Source organism: Streptomyces sp. WP-1 (assembly GCF_030450125.1).
Lineage (GTDB): Bacteria > Actinomycetota > Actinomycetes > Streptomycetales > Streptomycetaceae > Streptomyces > Streptomyces incarnatus.
This window is the reverse complement of the sequence record NZ_CP123923.1, coordinates 353,569-369,575: the sequence shown is the minus strand read 5'-3', so window position 1 is coordinate 369,575 and position 16,007 is coordinate 353,569. Positions and strand designations below refer to the sequence as shown.

The following is a 16,007-nucleotide window of genomic DNA, read 5'->3' as shown; positions in this document are numbered from 1 at the left end:
CGCTGCTGCCCGCCACCATGATCGTGGCGATCAGCATCGGCGCGGTCGACGTACCTGTCGGCGAAGTGTGGGCGATCGTCCTCCACCATGTCACCGGCGCGCGGACGGGGTCCGCCGACCCGGCCCTCGACCAGATCGTCTGGAACTTCCGCACCCCGCGGGTCGTCCTGGCCGCCCTGGTCGGCGCGGGCCTCGCCGTGTCCGGCGCGGTGCTCCAGACCGTGGTGTCCAACCCGCTGGCCGACCCCACCGTGCTGGGCTTCTCCTACGGCGCCACGCTCGGCGCGGTCCTCGTCATCACCCTCGGCGGGGGTGTCGCGCTCGCCGGGCTGGGGGTGTCCGCTGCGGCCTTCCTCGGCGCGGTGGCCGCCGGGGCGCTGGTCTTCGCGCTCGGCCGACGCCATGGCCGGATGGCGCCGACTCGGCTGGTCCTGGCCGGTGTCGCCGTCGGCTACGTCTTCCTCTCCGCGACCAGCTTCGTGCAACTCCAGGCCACCCCGACCGAGTTGCGGACGGTGATGTTCTGGATGCTGGGCAGCGTCGCGGGCGCCCAGTGGGACCAACTCCCCACGGTGGCCGCCGTCGTGCTCACCACGACCGTCCTGCTGTCGCTGTTCGGCCGCCGCCTCAACGTGCTCCTCGCCGGCGACGAGTCGGCGACCGCGCTCGGCGTCGACGTGAACCGGCTGCGCGCCGTCCTCCTGGTCCTCAGCGCGCTGCTGACCGGCACGGTCGTCGCGGTCGCCGGCAGCATCGGCTTCGTCGGACTGATGATCCCCCACCTGGTACGGCTGACCACCGGCGCCGACCACCGCCGGCTGCTGCCCCTGACGGCTCTGCTGGGAGCCCTCTACCTGGTCCTCGTCGACCTGCTCTCGCGCACCCTGGACCGCCCCGACGAACTGCCCCTGGGGATCATCACCGCACTCCTCGGCGCCCCCTTCTTCCTGTGGCTGCTGCGCCGCAACAAGGGCCTGGACTGAAGCATGAAACTCATCGTCGACCGGCTCCACGTCACCCTCGACCGCAACCCGATCCTGCGCGACGTGAGCCTCGAAGTCCGCGAGGGCGACGTCGTCGGCCTCGTCGGACCCAACGGCAGCGGCAAGTCCACCCTGCTGCGCACCGTCTACCGCTCACTGCGCCCGGCGGACGGGGTGGTCCGGGTGGGCGGCGACGACGTGTGGGAACTGTCCCCCCGCGCCGCCGCCCGCCGTACCGCGGCCGTCCTCCAGGACACCGGCGGCAGCACCACCGGACTGACGGTCACCGAGATCGTGGCCCTCGGCCGCGCCCCCCATCACGGGCTGCTCGGCCGCGACGGAGCCGAGGACCGCGAGGCCGTGTCCGATGCCGTCGACCGCTGCGGCGTACGACCCTTCGCGGACCGCGACTACGCCTCGCTGTCGGGCGGTGAACGCCAACGCGTCCTGCTGGCACGGGCGTTGGCCCAGAAACCCAGGCTTCTCGTCCTGGACGAACTCACCAACCACCTGGACATCCGGGCCCGGTTCGAACTCCTGGACCTGATCCGCGCCACCGGCGTCACCACGCTCGCCGTGCTGCACGACCTCGATCTCGCCGCCCGCCTCTGCGACCACCTCGTCGTCCTGTGCGGGGGAACCGTGGCCGCGGCCGGACCGGTCCTGAAGGTGCTCTCCCCGGACCTCCTCGCCACCGTGTTCGGTGTCCAGGCCCGCACCGAACGGCACGCCGACGGCATCATCCGGATCACGTACGCGGCCCGGCCGCTCGCGCGCGACGGGGGAGCGGGGCACGGGGGAGCGGGGGACGGGCGAGCGGAGGACGGTGACGACACGTGCCCAGCCACCGGTGCCGCCGATGGCCGCGGCGGCGCGCGGAATCCACCTGCGGTGAGTCAGGACGACGGAGGCCGGAGCACCGCGTCGACGACATAGATCGTGGCGTTCGCGGCCTTGATGTCGCCGCAGACGACGCTCGCCTTCCCGTTGACCTTGAAGTCGCTGCCCGAGCCCGACGTGGTCAGCTTGCTGCCCTCCACCGTCGTGAAGGAGCCGTGGGACAGTTCGTCCGGCGTGATCTGCTTGTCCACGACATGGTAGGTCAGCACCTTCTTCAGCTCGCCCTGGTTCTTGAGCAGCGAGGTGAGCTGCGAGGCGGTCACCTTCTGGAACGCCTGGTCGTTGGGCGCGAACACGGTGATGTGTGACTTCCCGTCGAGGGTGCCGTTCAGCCCCGCCCGGACCGCGGCCGAGACCAGCTGGCTGAGCTGCGGATACGCGGCGGCGGCCTCCGTGACCTTGTCCTTGACCGTGTCGGCCTTCTGCGAGACCGACGGACATCCGGGACCGAACATCCCCGACGCACTGGGAGACGTCCCCGACGGGCTGGGAGACGACGTCTGCGCCTGGCTCCGCGACGCCATACCTCCGAGCGCGAGCGGTACGGCGACCAGAGCCGCCGCGGTGGCCTTCGCTGTACGCGTGCCGGTGAACCTCATGGGCGACCTTCCTCCCGTGGAGGCGTGAACACTGTGCAGAGGCGGGAACCGCGGAGACCCTCGTCCCCGCGCGCATCCTCGCTTCCGAGCACGGGGTGGGCGGCTGCCGCGCCACGGCCCTGGGCCACTCCCCGGCTGTCCAGCGAGCGTATCCAGCAGGCGCGGATGACCGCATCTCGAAGCCCGGGGCGACGACACCCCGCCCCGGTGAACCCCCTGGCCTGCCCCGTTCCCGCCCGGCTGCGACGACCGGCGACGCGGGGGAGGATGGTTCCCGGGGGAGAAGCGGCGAGGCGCCCGCGAGCGGGACCCTCCATGCCCCGGGGCCCTTCATACGCTGAGCGAAGTGGTGTCGACATGTCCGAACCGAGGTCCGAACCATCTCGGAGCCCCGCCTGGCGGCGTATCCCCGAGGACGTCGCCGGCGCCGCCCTCACGGTGGCACGGGCCGCCGGGCACGTGGCCCTCCATCCGAGGGCCACGATCGACCGCGCGCGCCAGCTGCCGGAGATCGTGCCCGCCCTCGGCCGGGCGGTGAAACCGGTCCTGACGGGCCACATGGGCGACTGGCGCGGTGAGTACGCCTACACGCTCGGCGAGCAGGCGTTCGTCTACGGGTTCCCGTACATCTACAACGCCCGGCTCAGGTACGACTGGGTGACGACCCCACGGAACCCGGCCACGACCCCGTACGCGCCCGTCAACCACTTCTGGCATGCCGAGCGCCTGCCGGACGCGACGTACCGCGACGGCGGATGCCCCGACAACGACACCCTGTACTCGACGGCCTGGGTGGATCTCGGCCGCGAGCCGGTCATCCTGTCCCACCCCGACATGGGGGATCGGTACTTCACCTTCGAACTGGTGGGGATCACCTCCGACAACTTCGACTACGTCGGCCAGCGCACCACCGGGTCCGGGGCGGGCAGCTTCGCGCTCGTCGGCCCGGGCTGGAAGGGCAAACTCCCGGCCGGCGTAAGCCGCTTGAAGAAGGCACCCAGCCCCTGGGCCCTCGTCCTCGGCCGCACCCGGGTCGACGGCCCGGACGACGTGCCCCGCGTCCGTGAACTCCAGGAGCAGTACAGGCTGACCCCGCTCGGCCTGTACGGAAAGAAGCACGCGGAGGTCCCCGAGAACCGTGACGTCCTGAGGCCCGTCCCGGCGGAGGAGGACCCCCTGGGGCCCTGGAAGACCCTCAACCTGATGCTGGCCGAGAACCCGCCGCCGTCCCGTCACCGGGTCCTCCTCCAGCAGTTCGCCCGGATCGGCATCGGCCCCGGCCTCGACGTCGAGGAGCAGCCCGAGGCCGTCAGACGGAGCCTGGTCCGGGCCGCCGCCGTCGGCGTGCCCCTGCTCAAACGGCAGGTCCTCAGCGGCGATTGGGCCGAACTCGTCAACGGCTGGCGCTACCCGCCGCCGGAGACGGGTCGCTTCGGCGACGACTTCCTCAAACGGGCCGCCGACCAGTCGCTGATCGGCGTCGCCGCCGACGACCCCGCCGAAGCGGTCCACTTGCTCAACTTCGAGGACGCGGACGGGAACAGACTGGATTCCGGGGGCCGGTACGAACTGCGTTTCCCCGCCGACGCGTTGCCCCCGGTCGACGCCTTCTGGTCGCTGACCGCCTACGGGCAGGACATGAACCTCATCCCCAACCCGGCGGACCGGTACGCGGTGGGCGACCGCATCCCCGGCCTGCGGCGCGACGCCGACGGCGGACTGACCCTGCGCCTCCAGAGCGAGCCGCCCGGCCGGGACGAGGAAGCCAACTGGCTGCCCACCGCGGCGGAAGGCACCTGGTTCGTGACCCTGCGCATGTACCGGCCCAGCCCGGCGGTGATCGACGCGACCTGGGAGTGCCCCCCGCTGACCCGCGTCACCTGACCACCCGTACGGCCGCTCATGGCGCCTCGTCCGCCCGCCGCCGCTCCTGCCGCAGCACCTCGTCGAGGTCGCCGAGCCGGTCCAGGCCCCGCACCGCCCGCCGCATACGGGCGTTGCCGGACAGCAGCCGCCGGTGCCGGTGCAGAAAGGCCCAGTACCCGGCGGCGTAGGGACAGGCGCGCGGGCCGGTGCGCTCGGTGGGCCGGTAGGCGCACCCCCCGCACAGATCGCTCATGCGGTGGATGTAGGCACCGCCCGACGTGTACGGCTTGGTGGTCATCCTGCCGCCGTCCGCGTACTGGGACATGCCCACCACGTTCGGCACCATCACCCAGTCGTAGCCGTCGACGAAGCAGCGATGGAACCAGTCGGTCACCGCGACCGGGTCCCAGCCGCGCTGGAGGGCGTGGCTGCCCAGCACCATCAGCCGGGGGATGTGATGCGTCCACCCGGTGTCGCGCACCTGGGCGAGCACGGTGGCCAGACAGCGCGCGGTGACCGCGTCGGCGTCCAACTCGGCGAAGTAGTCCGGCAGTTCCGCCGTGTGCCCGAGCGCGTTCCCGTGCCGGTAGTCCTCCCCGAAGTGCCAGTACAGCTGCCAGACGTACTCCCGCCAGCCCGCCACCTGCCGTACGAAACCCTCCGCGCTGTTCACCGGGACGGCGCCCGCCCGCCAGGCCCGCTCGGCTCGCTCCACGCACTCCGCGGGGTGCAGCAGGCCCAGGTTCAGCGAGGACGACAGCAGGCTGTGGCTCATCACCGGATCACCGGTGAGCATCGCGTCCTCGTACGGCCCGAAGGACGCCAACCGGTCCGCCACGAAACGCCGCAGGGCCGACAGCGCCTCCCGGCGCGTGGCGGGGAAGCGGCGGGGCCCGTCCCGGCCGACGAAGCGCACGCCGTCCTCGCGCTCCCACCGGTCGAGGTCGTCGCGCACCTCCGCGTCGATGTCGTCCTCGCGCGGCCGGTACGGTCCCGGTACGTCGAGCTTCCGGGCGCCGCCCGGCGGGGGTTCCCGGTTGGCGTGGTCGTGGTTGAACCTGCCGCCCGCCGGGTGGTCGCCCTCCATCAGCAGGTCGTGCTCCTCACGCACCCAGCGGTAGAAGTCGTCCTGGAGCAGCCGCCGTTCACCGCGCCACTCGGCCCAGCGGGCGAACTCCTCGTGGGCCACCAGGAAGCCCCGGGCGGGCAGCACCCGCACCTGGGGCAGGGACCGCACCAGCCGCAGCGCCGCGTACGAGGTCGGATGGCACACCGTGACCGGCGCGTCCCCCACCGCGCGCCGCAGTCCCTCGCGGTAGGTCTCGGCCCGTACGTACGTCACCCGCTCGCCCAGCTCCGCCGCGCGGTGCCGCATCGCGGAGAGCACCAGGTGCGCCTTGGCCCGGTGGAAGCGGCGCCGCCGGAAGACCGACCTGGCCTCGATCATCACCACGGGAGCCCCGCGTCCGGGCCCGTCCTCGCCGCCCGGGGCGAGGAAGTGCGGGCCGAGCTGATCGCCGAAGAGCCAGTGCGGGGTCGTCATGGGCGGGAGGCCTTTCGTACGGCGGGGGGTGTGCGGGTGCGAGCCGGGCCGGGGACGGACGCTCCGCGCCGCGCAGGCCGCGCCCCCGCCGCCGCGGGCTTCCGCCTCCGGTGGGGCAACTCTCGGACGGATCCGCCCCCACGGCGGCGCGGCGAATGCGGCGGGCCATCGGCAGTCACCCGTTCGGGCGCGGGGTTGCGTCCACGGCGGCGGCCGAACGGGGAAGTACCCGAGAAGGACGTACGGCGCCCGGGCAGGCATCCGGTGTCCGGTCGCCGGCGTCCAGGCGCGTGCTCCCGACGGGCCGCCCGAGCCCGGCGGCGGACCCGTGCCGTGCGACAGGCGCCGCCCGGGGGCAGCCCTTGAGGAGCGAGGAGAGGTGATGGCCGTGGTGGACGGATCCGTGGTCGCGGACGTCGTCGTGGTGGGTGCCGGGGTCGCCGGGCTGGCGTGCGCCCACGACCTGGCCGCCGCCGGGCTCGACGTCATCGTGCTGGAGGCGGACGACGCGGTGGGCGGACGGATGCGGACGGACCGCCTCGACGGCTTCACGGTGGACCGGGGATTCCAGGTCGTCAACCCCGCCTACCCGCAGCTGCGCCGCCGCCTGCCCATGCGGTTCGTCGACCCGCGCCCCTTCCTGCCGGGCGTCCTCGTGCACACCGGCGACCGGCGCGTGCTGCTGGCCGACCCGCGCCGCCGCCCCGACGCGGTGGCCCCGCTGCTCTCCGGGCGGTTCGCCGGGCCGCGCGACCTGATGGCGCTGGCCGCGCTCGGCGCCCGCGACGCGCTCGCCCCGGCCCGGACCATCAAGCGCGCACCCGAGCACACCACCCGCACCGCACTGGCCGACGCGGGCTTCTCCGAATCGTTCGTGGCGGACTTCTTCCGGCCGTTCCTCTCCGGGGTCTTCCTGGAGGACACCCTGGAGACGTCCAGCCGGGTGTTCCATCTCGTGTGGCGCAGCATGCTGCGCGGCGCCCTGTGCCTGCCGGCCTTCGGCGTGCGGTCCGTCCCCCGCGCCCTGGCCGCGGCCCTGCCCGAGGGCATCGTACGGCTCGGCACGCCCGTGTCAGGGCTCGCCGACGGGGGCGTCCTCACGGCGGACGGTACGGAACTGCCGTCGCGCGCCGTCGTGGTGGCCACCGGCGCCGGTGCCGCCGCGCGGATGCTGCCCGGCCTGGAGGTGCCCGCCCAGCGCACGGTCACCACGTACTACCACGTCGCCCCGCGCTCACCCCTCGGGCAGCCCGTCCTGCTGGTCGACACCCGCCGCCGCGTGCTGAACACCTGCGTCCTCAGCGATGTCGCCCCCGAGTACGCGCCACGCGGCAGTGCCCTCGTCGCCACCTCCGTGCTGGGTGACGACACCGAACCCGCACGGTCGGCCGTGATCGCCGCCCTGGCCGAGATGTACGGCACCGACACCACCGGCTGGGATCTGCTGGTCGCGCGCACCATCGAGGGCGCGCTGCCCGCCATGCCGCCGCCCTGGCCGCTGACCCGGACCTGCCGTACCGGCCAGGGCCGTTACGTCTGCGGGGACCACCGGGGGACGGGCTCCGTGCAGGGCGCCCTCGCCTCCGGTGCGCGGGCGGCCCGGGAGGTACTGGAGGACCTCGGCGGAAAGTGAGCGCGCCGCGGCTCGGCCGGACATCACTGCGCCAAGCACCTTGTGCGGACGGGGAATTGCGGATAACCCTGACGCTGCGCCGCGCTTCCCACGCCCTTCGGACACGGAAACACCCCTCGTGCCCGAGACAGACAGGAGCCGACCGTGGCCAGTGACTCCGCAGCCGAGCCCGCCGAGCCGACCGCCTCCGCCATCCGCCCCGCGTCCGCGCTGCCCCCTGGCCGCCCGGCCGACCAACTGCTGGCCGAGCTGCGCGACGTGCGTGCCGCGGACGCGGCGACCCGGGGCGGCCGGACGTTCGCCTACGTCTACGACACGGGGCTGCCCGGCGTGGACGAGCTGGCCGAAGCCGCGTACGGCGTGTTCGCCACGGTCAACGGCCTGGACCCGACGGTCTTCCCGAGCGTGGCCCGGCTGGAGAACGACGTGGTGGGCGCGGTCTCCGCGATCCTCGGGGTGCCCGGCGCGCAGGGCAGCTTCACCAGCGGCGGCACCGAGTCGATCCTGCTCGCCGTCAAGACCGCCCGGGACCACGCCCGTGCCGTGCGCGGGGTGACCCGGCCGCAGCTGGTGCTGCCCTCGACGGCACACGCGGCCTTCCACAAGGCGGCCCACTACCTGGGTCTTGAGACGGTGGTCGTCCCGGTCGACCCGCTGACGTTCCGCGCCGACGCGCCGGCCATGGCGAACGCGGTCACCGACCGCACCGTACTGGTGGTCGCGTCCGCCCCGTCGTACGCGCACGGGGTACTGGATCCCGTGGCCGAGATCGCCGCGGCCGCCGAGGCGCGGGGTGTGCTGTGCCATGTCGACGCGTGTATCGGCGGCTGGTTCCTGCCCTTCCTCGCCCGCGCGGGCGTCCCGATCGAACCGTTCGGCCTGTCCGTCCCGGGCGTCACCTCCATCTCGGTGGACCTGCACAAGTACGGCTACGCCCACAAGGGGGCCTCGGTCGTCCTGTACCGGGACGCCGAACTGCGCCGCCACCAGTACTTCGCGTACGCGGGCTGGCCCGGCTACCCGGTGGTCAACCCGACCGCGCAGGGCACCAAGTCCGGCGGGCTGCTGGCGCAGGCGTGGGCGGTGCTGCACCACCTCGGCCACAACGGGTACACGGCCCTGGCCCGCCGTGTGGCCCGGGCCGCCGACCAACTGCTTGCCGGACTACGGGCGTTGGACGGCATCCGGGTCCTCGGCGAACCGACGGGCAGCCTGATCGCGTTCACCGTGCAGGGCCCCACCGGAACCCCCGATCTGGACCTGGTGCTGCATGTGGCGGACGAGATGCGGGAGCGCGGCTGGTACCTCCAACCGCAGCTCTCCAGCGCCGGCCTCCCGCCGAACCTGCACCTGACCCTGACCCCGGCCATCAGCGACCGGGTCGAACCACTGCTGGCGGATCTGGCCGAGTCGCTGGTGGCCGCGCGAGCGTGCGGGCCGCTGACCGTGGACCCGGCGCTGGCCGGACTGGCCGCCACGCTCGACCCGGACACCCTCACACCGGAGGACGTGGCGGGGTTCCTGGCCTTCGCCGGGCTGGGCGGCGAACGGGGCCTGCCGTCGCGGATGGCGCCGGTGCTGGCCCTGCTGGACGCCCTGCCGTCCCGGCTGAAGGAGCGGATGCTGACGGAGTTCATCGGCGCGCTCTTCCACATCTGATCCGCCGTACGGGACCCGCACACGTCGTTCCGCCCTACGGCACCCTCGCGCCTCGTTCCGCCCTACGGCACCCGCACGCTTCATCCGCGCCGGGACCGGTCGCCCCGCCGTCCCCGGCTCTCGTCCCGCGCCTGGTGGAAGCCGTCCGACAGCGCCTCCGCGGCACCGGACAGGACGCCCTTGGCGATACCCCGCCCGCCGGATCCCTTGAGCTGCCCGGGGAGTTCGGTGAGCCCGGCCGGTTTCCGCGGCCCCGACTCCAGGTCCAGACGGTTGCACGCCTCGGCGAAGCGCAGATACGTGTCGACGCTGGCGACCACGATACGAATGTCGACCTTGAGGATCTCGATACCGACGAGGGAGACCCGCACGAACGCGTCGATCACCAGCCCGCGGTCGAGAATGAGTTCCAGCACGTCGTAGAGGCCACTGGATCCACCACCGCCACCACCCTGCGTCGCCACGGTCATCACGACCAACCCCTTTTCCCCAGTCCCGAATTGCTCGTCGACACCGAGCCCGGCAGCGACGAAGGCCGCCTGTCCGTGTGACCCGACCCGCTGCTGTCAAACGCCTGTACGAGCCGGCCGGCCACGACGACGGCGACGCGGGTCACCCCCGGTGGACCTCGGTGTCCCCGTTGACCGTGCGCAGGGTCAGCCGATGCCGGTGGTCGGAGGAGCCGGCGGCCGGAATATCCACGGTGGAGCGGCCGTTGACGGTGCTCGCATCGGTCGCGTACGGCGGCGCGCCCGCCGGGAGGGTCACGCGCACGGAGCCGTTGCGGGTCACACCGTCGAGCGCGTCCGGCGACGTCGTGCACAGCAGGTCGACGTCACCGTTGACCGTCTCGGCCCCCACCTCGCGCGCAGCCAGACCGGTCGCGCGGACGGAGCCGTTGCGGGTCACCAGGTGCTGACGGGCCCCCTTCACGCCCGAATCCTGCACGGTGACATCGCCGTTGACCGTGCTCAGGCTCAACTCGCCCCGCACATCGCTCACATCGATCCCGGCGTCGTGGGCCCGCACGGTGAGCGCGACCCCTCGGGGCACGTGGACGAGCGGCATCCCGCCGCAGTTGTCCCGGGCCCGGTCATCGCCCTCGTCGCAGGGCAGATCGAGGGTGTGCGTGCCGCCGTCCCCGTCCCAGCGGGCGAGGGTCCCGTCGTCCACCGACACGCTGCCGTCGTCCGTCCCGACGACCCGCACACCGCCCTGGGTGGTGATGACGAGACGCCCGCCCTCCGCGAGCGCGGCCTGCTTGAACTCCCCTCCGTGGCCGGCGGGCACGGCCCCCGGCACCGCCCGCTCACCGCCGTGGTCGCAGGCCGCCAACGCGAGGAGCGGCACCAGCGCACACCCGGCCCAGGCCACCCGGCCGCGACGACGGGACTTTCGTACGGAGTTCGGACGGCTCGGCCTGCTCCACGATGAGGTCATGGGATGCGTGTGCCCGGGAGGGACGGGATTCGTGCACATCGATTGCCTCGGCCGGGGGCGAGCAGGGGGTCGCCGCCACCATCGACCATCGTGGCGGCCGTCGCTCCCGTGTTCGCCCGCACCGGGCCGCCCCGCTCCGCACCTGACGCGATACTGCCCCTCGGGGAACGGGAGTCACGAGACGCGCGCTCACTGCCCCGATATCGCTCCGATCGGTTGATTCCTCCCTCCGCTCGCCGTCATGCTGTCGAGATATGGGGGAAAAGACACGATCGACGGCCGCCGGCGAAGTGGTGGTGGTCCTCCACCTGTTCGCCGCCTCTGACCGCGCGGAATCGGCCGCCGCGAGGGACGTGTTGAGCCGGGCCGGCATCATGTACACGGACCTGTGCCCACCGGGCGCCGACGCCCCCGGCGACGACCTCCTCACCGGCACCGCCACGCCTGCCGCCCTCGCGGACACCGTCGACGCGCTGCGTCACCTCTTCCGGTACGGCATCGCCCTACGCCTCGCCGGGCCCTGCGATGTCGTCGTACGGTCGGACCCCCGCATCGAGCACGGGCAGATCGTCATCCGCAAGCCGCGCCGCGATGTGCCCGTACGGGACGGCGCGGCCCTGCGCTCCGCGCTCAACGGGCTGCTGGCGCAGGCGCCGCCGGACCCGGACCCCTTCCCGTACGCGCGCAGCCCCTTGTTCGGCGAGCACCAGAGCCCCGAACTCGCCGCCGAGGCCACCCGGCTCGCCCGGGTGTTCACCGACCCGGACTTCGTCAGCGGCGCCGACCCCACCGGGGCCCTGCTCGACAACCCGAAGAAGCTGGCCGAGGTGTCCGGCAGGCCCCGCAGACTGCTCGACCTGCTCCTGCTCGCCCACGCCTCCTCCCGTACCGACGACGGCGATCACCGCGTGCGCGACCCGCGCATACCCGGCCTCGACGAGGTCCGCCAAGTGGCCTCCACCGTCGAGGTGTTCGTCCAGCCGTCCACCGACCCGGAGTCCCGGGTGCTGACCCGCCCCCTCGCCGACGGCCGGCCGGGCTTCGTCATCGGACTGCCGCCGCAGACCCGCGAGTTGATGGCCAACGTGTCCTGGGCCCTGCCCACCCTCTTCTCCGCCGGCGGGACAGCGGCGGACGACGACTCCCGCGCCTTCGACCGCGACCGCGCCTGGGCCGACGTCGACACCACCGTGGCCTCCTATCTGCGCTCCTGGCGACCCCCGCGCGGCGCCGACCTGCTCCCGCCCCGGCCGCTCATCCCGATGGACATGCCGGAGGACGAGAGCCGCTACGGCCCCGGGGACCCCTATGTGGTCTTCGACGCGTGCGCGCTCTTCCTCATCGCCCGCGAACTCACCCCGATCCTCCGGAGCAGGTTCGGCGACGGGACCGGAGCACCCCTGGTGCCGTTCACCGCCGGGCTGCCCCGGGGGGCCCGCCCGGAGGCACAGGCGGACTGCGCGGCGTACGTCCATACGATGAACGCCCTCATCATGGGGGCCGGCCGGGACGGCCCCTTCGTGCCCGACTTCGACACCATCCGGCGCCATTTCCACCCCGGGCGGCCGAGCCGGATCGGCCGGGCCCGGCGGCTGGAGGAGCAGGCACGGTACGAGGCCGGCGTCGTGCTGGCCTGCATGAACCGCACGACCGAGGCCGTGCTCAGCTACTACGCCGTCGTGGACATGTTCGCCGCGCTCGCCCGCGCCCGCCACGACGGCGCCCTCGCCCGCCGCCTGGAGGCGATCGGCGACCGGCGCGAGGTGGTCTGCCGCTACATGCTGTGGGTCAAGGAGCACGCGCTGCCCGAGGCTTGGGGGCTGTGCACCCGGCTGGCGGGGGAGGAGGACGGCTGGGAACGCGTACGGGAGTACGTCCGCCACGCGCAGCGCTGTCTGGTGCCCACACTGCTCGACCCGCCCGACTGATCGGATCTGAGGCGGAGAGGCTTGAACCGTCGACGGGAGGGTGTTCTTGTCGTGAGAGTGTACTTGCATGAAGTTGTGCGACCACCCTATATTCATGAGAGTCAGCTCTCGTGAAAGGCGTGCCAATGACCTCCCCTGTTTCCACCGGCAACACCCGCACCGTCGACCTCCCCGGCGGCCTCTCTGTGACCATCGAGGAGCGCGGAAGCAGTTCCGGCGGCAAAGGGTTCCTGCTGCTGCACGGTGGTGCGGGCCCCTGGACGATGGCCGGGCTGGCCGAGGCCCTTGCCGAGCACGCGTACACCGTCGTCCCGACCCACCCGGGTTTCCAGGGAACGCCCCGTCCGGAGCGGGTCGATTCGCCCGCCGACCTCGCCGTCGCCTACCTGGATCTGCTCGATGTGCTCGGCCTCGACGAGGTCATGGTGATCGGCAGTTCGGTCGGCGGGTGGATTGCCTCCGAGATGGCCCTACGTGACACGAAGGGCCGGATAGGCAGTCTCGCCCTGCTCAACGCGGTGGGCGTCGACGCGGCGCAGAAGGAGGACGCGGTCGTGGACGTCCGCACCCTGGCGCCGGCCGAACTCGCTCAACTGTCCTTCGCCGACCCGGCGTTCCGCCCCGACTTCTCCTCCTTCAGCGACGAGCAGCGGGCACAGGGGGCCGCCAACCAGCGGACCCTCGCGGTATACGGGGGCGAGGAGTTCTCGTACGACCCGAAGCTGCGCGGTCGCCTGCACCGTGTCGGTGTGCCGGTGCTGGTCGTCTGGGGTGAGCGGGACGGCATCGCCTCCACGGCCTACGGGCGCGGCTATGCCACGTCCTTCTCGAACGGCCGCTTCACGCCCATCCCCGAGGCCGGGCACTTCCCGCACATCGAGCAGCTGGGGCGCACCCTCGCCGCCATCGGCGACTTCGCCGACACCGTGGTGAACTCGCCGTCCGCGGCCTGAAGAACGCGCTCGGCCGACCCCTAGTCGTACTCCGTGGCCGGCGTGGTCGCGTAACGGGCCATCACCCGTACGGTGGCGGGTCCCGTCGGCTCGCCGTCCCGCGTCGTCGCGTCGCGCAGGTCGCGGAAGTACTGCACATACAGGTCGGGCGTGAAGGTGTTGACCATCACCAGTGGTTCGTCGCCCGGGTTGGCGAAGGTGTGGGGCACGCCGGGCGGGACCATCACCAGCGTTCCGGGCGGTGCGTCGTAGCCGTCGTGGCCCACGGTGAACCGGGCTGTACCGGAGACCACGTAGAAGCCCTCGTCGTGCTCGGCGTGGCGGTGCTGGGGCGGGCCGGCGCTGTGCGGGGCGAGGGTGATCTCGCCGATTCCGAGGCGGTGCGCGGTCGTGCCGCCGTCCTCCAGGATGCGCACTCTCGCCGGTCCCAACTCGATCACCTCACCGCCGTCAGGGGGAATGATCGCGACGCTGTTCATGGTCGGACTCCTTCGTGAGAGTTACCTCGCATGAAAGTAGGCTGGTCGCATCGTATGATGCAAGTCTTGATCGCAGGAAAGTTGACCCCGTCGCGGACCGAAAGGTGGATCCATGTCCTCGCAGACCTCGCCGACTTCCGGTATGACCGGCCGCGCGAACCAGAAGCTGCGTACGCGGCGGGCGATCGTGCAGGCCGCGGCCGAACTGAGTCGTACGGGGCACGACGTGACGATGGCCGAGATCGCCGCGGCGGCCCTCGTGTCCGAGGCCACGGCCTACCGTTATTTTCCCGATCTGGTCAGTCTCCTCCAGGAGGCCATCAGCGGTCAGCTCCCCGAGCCGGGCGAGGCGCTCGCCGGGGTCGAGCAGTCCACCGATCCGGTGGCACGCGTCGCCGCCGCGGCCGAGTTCCTGCTGCGCCACGTGCTGGCCCGGCAGGGCGTGGTCCGCGCCATGATCGCCGGAACCGTCGCCCGCCCCGAACGGTCCGCCCGCCCCGGCCTGCGCTTCGGACTGATCGACCACGCGCTGGCTCCCCAGGCCGAGGCGGTCGACCCCGCCGCCTTGGAGCAGCTCAGGCGTGGCCTCGCCGTGGTGGTCAGCGCCGAGGCGCTCTTCAACCTCACCGACCTGTACGGCCTCGACCCGGAGGAGGCCATCACCAGCGTCGTGGCGACCGCGGCGTCCCTCACCCGTGCCGCCCTGCACCCGGACGCGAAGTCGTCCCGCTGACCCCGTCGCCCTGGAGCCTCAGCCGCCGAGCCGCAGCTCCCTCTCCAGAAGGGCCCGGAAGGTGCGCGGGGGCCGGCCCGTGAGGCGCTGGACCGTGTCGGTGACGCGGTCCTCGGCTCCTTCGGCGATGGCGCGGTCCATGCCGGCGAGTATCGCGGCGAACTCCAACGGCAGCTGCGTTGCGAGCCGGTCGCGCATCTGCTCGTAGGACAGGCGGCGGTGGAGCACCGGCCGGCCGGTGACGTCGGTGATGGCCGTGGCGATGTCGTCGTAGCTGAGTGCCTCGGGGCCGGTGAGGACGAGGTCGGTGTCCGGGGCCTGTTCGTCGGTCAGGGCGCGGACGGCTACGGCCGCGATGTCCTCGGCGTCGACGAAGCCGACCCGGCCGTCTTCCGTGGCGGTCCAGAGGATGCCTTCGTCGCGGATGCTGTGACTGTGTGCGTGGGCGCCGGTGAAGTTCTGCATGAACCATGAGGGCCTAAGGACCGCCCACTGGTCGAACAGGTCGGGCAGTGCCTGGTGCACCGTTCCCACCGCCGGGCCGCCCGAAGGGATCGCTGATGAGCTCAGCAGCACGGCTCGCCGTACACCCGCGGCGCGGGCCTGCTGGAGGAACGGGAGCATGATGGCCGCGGGGTCGGGCTCTCCCAGCGGCGGTATGAGGTAGACGCGGTCGGCCCCGTCGAGGGCGGCTGGGTGGGTGGCGGGGTCGTACCAGTCGAACGCGACCGGTTCGGCGCCGGTGACCGGGGTGGCCCGGCGGCTGGCGGCCTTGACGCGGTGGTCGGCGGCCGTCAGTTGTGCGGCGGTGCGGCCGCCGGTGGTGCCGGTGGCGCCGATGACCAGAGTGGTGCCGGTGGTGGTCATCGGCTGCTCCCCGCGAAGTCGGTGCCGGGCTCCTGGACGGCCAGGGGGTTCCAGTAGTCGCGGTAGGAGGTGAAGTGCCCGTCCCGGACGGTCACCACGGCGATGTACGTCATGTCGAAGGGGGCGCCGGTCGCCGCCATGCGGCCGACGCCGCGCATCTCGACCACGATCGTCTCCGGCTCGGTGGTCTGATGGATCCGCAGGTCGGGGAAGTCGTGCAGATCGATGTGGTCGGGATAGGGACGCATGTACGCGGCGATGGCCTCCTTGCCCTCCAGGCGCCGGGGCCGGCCGTCGGGGGCGAAGGGGAACTCCATGAGGCCGTCCTCGGCCCACAACGCCACCCAGGCGGGGATGTCCTTGTCGAGCAGTAGTCGCAGGCTGTGGCGGTACAGATCCGCCGGGGAAGTCGGTGCGGACATGG

At 72.5% G+C, this 16,007-nt stretch carries 15 protein-coding genes; 8 read left to right on the top strand and 7 right to left on the bottom strand.

Annotated features, from left to right (window positions below; all coding sequences use genetic code 11):
• Positions 1 to 17 precede the first annotated feature (17 nt).
• Both QHG49_RS01180 and QHG49_RS01175 read left to right on the top strand, forming a co-directional pair.
• On the top strand, positions 18 to 983 hold the full coding sequence (locus QHG49_RS01180) for an iron ABC transporter permease (protein WP_301486943.1): 966 nt from the start codon (positions 18 to 20) through the stop codon (positions 981 to 983).
• Positions 984 to 986: 3 nt separating this feature from the next.
• Entirely contained in the window at positions 987 to 1,919 is a 933-nt protein-coding gene (locus QHG49_RS01175) for an ABC transporter ATP-binding protein (RefSeq protein ID WP_370530404.1), read from the top strand.
• Here QHG49_RS01175 and QHG49_RS01170 read toward each other — a convergent pair.
• Positions 1,880 to 2,338, bottom strand: coding sequence for a fasciclin domain-containing protein (locus QHG49_RS01170; protein WP_301486942.1), 459 nt, complete (start codon positions 2,336 to 2,338; stop codon positions 1,880 to 1,882). The genes QHG49_RS01175 and QHG49_RS01170 overlap by 40 nt on opposite strands.
• A 501-nt stretch (positions 2,339 to 2,839) precedes the next feature.
• Here QHG49_RS01170 and QHG49_RS01165 point away from each other — a divergent pair.
• A complete protein-coding gene (locus QHG49_RS01165) occupies positions 2,840 to 4,366 on the top strand; it encodes a DUF1254 domain-containing protein (RefSeq protein WP_301486941.1) in 1,527 nt (508 codons plus the stop codon).
• A 16-nt stretch (positions 4,367 to 4,382) separates the two neighbouring features.
• On the opposite strand, the gene QHG49_RS01160 is transcribed toward QHG49_RS01165, so the two are convergent.
• Positions 4,383 to 5,891 carry a cryptochrome/photolyase family protein gene (locus tag QHG49_RS01160; protein ID WP_301486940.1) on the bottom strand — a complete coding sequence of 503 codons (1,509 nt, stop codon included), beginning with the start codon at positions 5,889 to 5,891 and terminating at the stop codon, positions 4,383 to 4,385.
• Positions 5,892 to 6,273: 382 nt separating this feature from the next.
• Between QHG49_RS01160 and QHG49_RS01155 the strand changes: the two genes are divergently transcribed.
• On the top strand, positions 6,274 to 7,524 hold the full coding sequence (locus tag QHG49_RS01155) for an NAD(P)/FAD-dependent oxidoreductase (protein ID WP_301486939.1): 1,251 nt from the start codon (positions 6,274 to 6,276) through the stop codon (positions 7,522 to 7,524).
• Between the two features lie 192 nt (positions 7,525 to 7,716).
• On the top strand, positions 7,717 to 9,183 hold the full coding sequence (locus tag QHG49_RS01150; RefSeq protein WP_301492650.1) for an aminotransferase class V-fold PLP-dependent enzyme: 1,467 nt from the start codon (positions 7,717 to 7,719) through the stop codon (positions 9,181 to 9,183).
• A gap of 80 nt (positions 9,184 to 9,263) precedes the next feature.
• Here the strand turns inward: QHG49_RS01150 and gvpJ are convergent, their stop codons facing one another.
• Both gvpJ and QHG49_RS01140 read right to left on the bottom strand, forming a co-directional pair.
• Complete coding sequence (gene gvpJ, locus QHG49_RS01145; protein ID WP_145488653.1) at positions 9,264 to 9,653, bottom strand: gas vesicle protein GvpJ; 390 nt, start codon at positions 9,651 to 9,653, stop codon at positions 9,264 to 9,266.
• A 142-nt stretch (positions 9,654 to 9,795) separates the two neighbouring features.
• Entirely contained in the window at positions 9,796 to 10,623 is an 828-nt protein-coding gene (locus QHG49_RS01140) for a DUF4097 family beta strand repeat-containing protein (RefSeq protein ID WP_301486938.1), read from the bottom strand.
• Between the two features lie 254 nt (positions 10,624 to 10,877).
• Here QHG49_RS01140 and QHG49_RS01135 point away from each other — a divergent pair, with 254 nt between their 5' ends.
• Positions 10,878 to 12,551, top strand: coding sequence for a hypothetical protein (locus QHG49_RS01135; RefSeq protein WP_301486937.1), 1,674 nt, complete (start codon positions 10,878 to 10,880; stop codon positions 12,549 to 12,551).
• A gap of 125 nt (positions 12,552 to 12,676) precedes the next feature.
• On the top strand, positions 12,677 to 13,504 hold the full coding sequence (locus tag QHG49_RS01130) for an alpha/beta fold hydrolase (protein ID WP_301486936.1): 828 nt from the start codon (positions 12,677 to 12,679) through the stop codon (positions 13,502 to 13,504).
• Between the two features lie 20 nt (positions 13,505 to 13,524).
• Here QHG49_RS01130 and QHG49_RS01125 read toward each other — a convergent pair whose 3' ends face one another.
• Positions 13,525 to 13,983 carry a cupin domain-containing protein gene (locus QHG49_RS01125; protein ID WP_145488659.1) on the bottom strand — a complete coding sequence of 153 codons (459 nt, stop codon included), beginning with the start codon at positions 13,981 to 13,983 and terminating at the stop codon, positions 13,525 to 13,527.
• A gap of 112 nt (positions 13,984 to 14,095) precedes the next feature.
• On the opposite strand from QHG49_RS01125, the gene QHG49_RS01120 reads away from it, so the two are divergent.
• Positions 14,096 to 14,716, top strand: coding sequence for a TetR/AcrR family transcriptional regulator (locus QHG49_RS01120; protein WP_244320315.1), 621 nt, complete (start codon positions 14,096 to 14,098; stop codon positions 14,714 to 14,716).
• Positions 14,717 to 14,734: 18 nt separating this feature from the next.
• Here QHG49_RS01120 and QHG49_RS01115 read toward each other — a convergent pair whose 3' ends face one another.
• Together QHG49_RS01115 and QHG49_RS01110 are read right to left on the bottom strand one after the other, a co-directional pair.
• A complete protein-coding gene (locus QHG49_RS01115) occupies positions 14,735 to 15,583 on the bottom strand; it encodes an NmrA family NAD(P)-binding protein (protein WP_301486935.1) in 849 nt (282 codons plus the stop codon).
• Positions 15,580 to 16,005, bottom strand: a complete 426-nt coding sequence (locus QHG49_RS01110) for a nuclear transport factor 2 family protein (RefSeq protein WP_301486934.1) — start codon at positions 16,003 to 16,005, stop codon at positions 15,580 to 15,582. Before QHG49_RS01110 ends, QHG49_RS01115 begins: the two co-directional genes overlap by 4 nt.
• Positions 16,006 to 16,007 lie beyond the last annotated feature (2 nt).